General features: G+C 30.9%; 3 protein-coding genes and 1 pseudogene. 2 read left to right on the top strand and 2 right to left on the bottom strand.

Going from position 1 to position 4,213, the window contains the following annotated elements:
- Positions 1-650, top strand: a pseudogene (locus CN514_RS04175) (CapA family protein); the annotation flags it as partial.
- A 108-nt stretch (positions 651-758) separates the two neighbouring features.
- A complete protein-coding gene (locus CN514_RS04170) occupies positions 759-1,589 on the top strand; it encodes a M15 family metallopeptidase (protein WP_098231515.1) in 831 nt (276 codons plus the stop codon).
- A gap of 240 nt (positions 1,590-1,829) precedes the next feature.
- On the opposite strand, the gene CN514_RS26760 is transcribed toward CN514_RS04170, so the two are convergent.
- Both CN514_RS26760 and CN514_RS04165 read right to left on the bottom strand, forming a co-directional pair.
- Complete coding sequence (locus CN514_RS26760) at positions 1,830-1,922, bottom strand: hypothetical protein (protein WP_353616548.1); 93 nt, start codon at positions 1,920-1,922, stop codon at positions 1,830-1,832.
- Between the two features lie 7 nt (positions 1,923-1,929).
- Positions 1,930-3,870 (bottom strand): fructose-1,6-bisphosphatase, encoded by a 1,941-nt coding sequence (locus tag CN514_RS04165; RefSeq protein WP_098231514.1) that lies wholly within the window; start codon positions 3,868-3,870, stop codon positions 1,930-1,932.
- Positions 3,871-4,213: the final 343 nt, after the last annotated feature.

The following is a 4,213-nucleotide window of genomic DNA, read 5'->3' as shown; positions in this document are numbered from 1 at the left end:
AACCATAGTCATGATTATTTAGAAAAAGGTTATGATGATACTATTAGTAACTTAAAAAAATACAAGATAGGTTATTTTGGATATTCAAATCACTATTTAACAACTGTTAAGGGGATAAAAATAGGAGCACTAGGATATGAAGGTTGGAATGATACTCCTGAATTAAGAGTTAAAATTGCTAATGATATAGGTGAATTACGAAATGCTGGTGCAAAAGTAATTTTAATCCATTTTCATTGGGGTATAGAGCGAGAGTATGTACCTAATAATACTCAAAAAGCTTGGCTCACTACGCGGTTGATCACGGAGCAGATTTAATACTTGGGCACCATCCTCATGTACTTCAGGGAATTGAAGAATATAATGGAAAATTTATTGTCTATAGTTTAGGTAACTTTATGTTTGGTGGGAATCGAAATCCTAGTGATAAAGATACAATTGTTTTTCAGCAAACTTTTCACTTTCAAAATGGAAAATTGACAAATGAAAAAGAGTTGAAAGTGATACCCTTTTCTATATCCTCTGTTTCTTCAAGAAACAACTATCAGCCAAAGTTATTAGATGGCCCAGAAAAAGATAGAGTTAAAAATAAAGTCATTGATATTTCCGAAAAAATTTCAGGAAATAGTTGGACTATGTACGAAAAATAACTTTTTATCTTCCTTTAAATGAACACGAATTTCAAAAATGAAATCAAATATTTGACATATTTATTCATTAACAACTAGACATACCAACATGTGGGGGTACTTACTTTTATGAAATATTTAGTTCTTTCAATTTTAATTATCTTTGGATTATCTTTAAACGGTTGTAGTAACCAAAATCATCATCACAATGATTCTAGTCCTAAAAAAGAATATCACCAAACAAATAAAGAAAATACTAATAATCAGATGAACAAAACAAACAATGAAAATGCTAATAATCAGAATAACAAAACAACAGATGTACCTAAAAATGTTATATATAGAACGAAACAAAGTAATGCAATTAGAACTGTTTCACACCCTGATGTCATTACAGTTTTAGTAAACAAAAAATATTTTTTACCTAAAAATTATGTTCCAAAGGATCTAGTTTATCCAAATGTTTCATTCATTTTTAAAGAAAAGCTTGAAAAACGAAAAATGAGAAAAGAAGCAGCGATAGCATTAAAGAAATTATTTGCTGGAGCAAAAAAAGATCATATATATTTAAGTGGTGTTTCAGGATATCGCTCTTATGCGACTCAGAAAGTTCTTTTTAATCGATATGTAAAAGAAGATGGCTATGTTAATGCAAGAAAGTATAGTGCATTACCCGGTTCAAGTGAACACCAATCAGGATTAGCAATTGATGTAAGTAGTAGCACTGGAAAATGTGCGGCTACAAGCTGTTTTGCTAATACAAAAGAAGCCAAATGGCTTGATAAAAATAGCTCTAACTATGGTTTTATTATTCGATATCCAAAAGGTAAAGAGCAGATCACAGGTTACAAATACGAACCTTGGCATATTCGGTATGTTGGAGTAACAACAGCAAAACAAATAAAAAAAAGAAACTTAACCTTAGAAGAATATTTAAACGTCTATCCAGTTTCAAAATAAAAAAATCTAAGAACATAGTATCCCTTATTGATAAAAGGCTATGATTAAAATTCATAGCCTCTTTATGTATTCATTTTTATAAATCCTTTCTTACTACCCGTTAATTAGTTTAGAATCTACTATCTCCATAATGGTCAAAAAAACACATCTATTTTTATATCATCATTTTTAAAATTGGTAACCATAAAAAAAAAAGAATCAGAGCAATTGTCCTGATTCTTTTCCACTATTCAATTGCACTTAAGTATGTGAAACAATTAATTCAAAATCACCATTTAAAACAAATTCCCCAAATCCAATTGGAATGATGAAGTTTGATCCTTTTGATAACATATACTCTTCACAACTGAGGATTAGTATAGCGATTTTCTAATAGACTTTTTAAAACAGATATTTCCTGTAATAACCGCTCTCCCTCATTGGTTTCTAGAACCTTTTTTCTCTCGAGTTCTTTTTCCACCAATCTCTTTACTGATAAAACATCTGACCCTTTTAATAGAACATCTTTTTTTGAATTAAATTTTTCATGGGCGACGAGTTGTATACCGCAAGAATTATATAATAAAGTGTATCCAGCAATACCAGTCGTTAATTGATAAGCTTTGGAAAATCCTCCATCAATGACAATCAACTTTCCGTTTGCTTTAATTGGATTCTCTCCTTTTATTTCTTTAACAGGTGTATGGCCGTTTATTATATGGCCTATGTTAGGATTAAGATTCATTTCTGCTAAAATTTTACAGCAGATTTCCTCTTTTTCACGTAAATGATAGTATGGATTCTTAATCTCTTTATGGGTTTCTTTGTCTTTAATAAAATACCTTTCAAAGGTCGTCATTGCTCTTTTCCCAAATAATGATGAATATTCTCCTGTCCATAAATACCAGACCATATCTGTCGCGAGATCTTCTGTCTCTTCAGGATGTGCAAAAGCATGTCGTAAATAATGTTCAAAAATATCAAGTAGATCGCGACCTGCATAAGTATGATTTTCAATCACCATTTTTTCCATATTTCCATTTTCATCAATTGGGATGCATCCATGTATTAATAAGTTCCCATTATATTTCAAATAAAGACTGCCTTTCTTCATGAGAAAATTCATATGTCTGGCCAACTTTTCCGAATGCTGGACAAAAAACAATAGTCTGTCCAAGACTTGCTCTTCTTCCTCTATTAATTCACTCGGATTATCTGGATTAATAGTTGCAAAGCAAGTATTTTCTAATAGGTAAGTTTTCCCATTAATTGTTATTTCATTTTTGTCATAATCAATCTTTTCAAGCAAAAGCCTTTCTGACATATTAAAATACGTGCGTCTCTTTATGATTGGCATTTCAAGCTTGAACTGAATAATTGCAATCGCTTGATGGATTTTAGTAATTTGCAAAAGTTCATGATCAGACTTTTTTTTATCCGAATTGCTCTTGGGTCTAAATGCTAGATTGTCCTTATAGTACTTTTCCGCAAGATTAAGAAGTGGTATAAGATTTATTCCATACACATCTTCAATAATACTTAAGTTGTCGTACCTGGCACAGATACGAATAATATTAGCTAGGCAAACCTTTGATCCAGCAAAGGCACCGATCCATAGGACATCATGATTTCCCCATTGAATATCAACAGAATGATAATTAATTAGAGTATCCATAATTTTATCAGGTTCAGGTCCGCGATCATAAATATCACCCACGACATGAAGATGGTCAACTACCAACCGCTGAGTAGAATAAGCCAGACCTGTAATAAGTTTATCTGCTTGACCAAGAGAAATAATTTGCTGGACTATTTTTGAATAATATGGTTTTTTATTTGTGGATTCATCCGTTTTGTAAAGTAACTCTTCTATTATATAAACAAACTCTTGAGGCAATGCTTTATGTAATTTTGAGCGTGTATATTTAGATGACGAATAAGAAATTAGCTTTATCATACGGTCAATGATTACTGTGTACCATTGATGTAATTCTTGTTTATTTACACACTTATCTCTAATTAACTTTAATTTTTCTTCAGGATAATAAACTAACGTCGCAAATTCATTAAGTTCTGTATCAGATAGTTCATCTTGAAATAGGTCTCTTATTTTCTCTTTTACTCTACCCGAACCATTTCTTAACACATGTTGAAAAGCTTGATACTCCCCGTGTAAATCACTGACAAAATGCTCTGTCCCCTTTGGCAGATTAAGGGTGGCTTCAAGATTAATAATCTCAGTTACCACTTTTTCTTCACTATCATATTTATGAGCCAGTAAATCTAAGTATTTTACGTTCAACTTTATGATATCTCCTTTATAATTTCTTCATTTATTTTTCTCTCGAAGATTGGGATTAATACCTACATGATGAAAGAAAACTCGATTGTATTTTATAATAGTAGATTACATTTTCAGAGTAAATATATACATTGTACTCAACAAAATGTATTGAATGATTACAAGGGGTAATACCAGTGAATCTGACCACCGCAAATTTGATGATAATAACTAGTTTAATTACAAAAAGTGAGAGACATCCTCTCCTATTACGTATATACTTTTGCACATTTCTCTTACTTTATTTGGCTGATTAATATAAATTCAAGATATATTACCTAAATCGTTTTACTTTCTCTATTTT

It is taken from the genome of Bacillus sp. AFS001701, from assembly GCF_002559405.1.
GTDB lineage: Bacteria > Bacillota > Bacilli > Bacillales > Bacillaceae_G > Gottfriedia.
This window is presented reverse-complemented; position numbering and strand designations above follow the sequence as displayed.

Coding starts and splice junctions, on each gene's coding strand:
- CN514_RS04170 (WP_098231515.1), top strand. CDS start 759: ATGAAATATTTAGTTCTTTCAATTTTAATTATCTTTGGATTATCTTTA.
- CN514_RS26760 (WP_353616548.1), bottom strand. CDS start 1,922: ATGTTATCAAAAGGATCAAACTTCATCATTCCAATTGGATTTGGGGAA.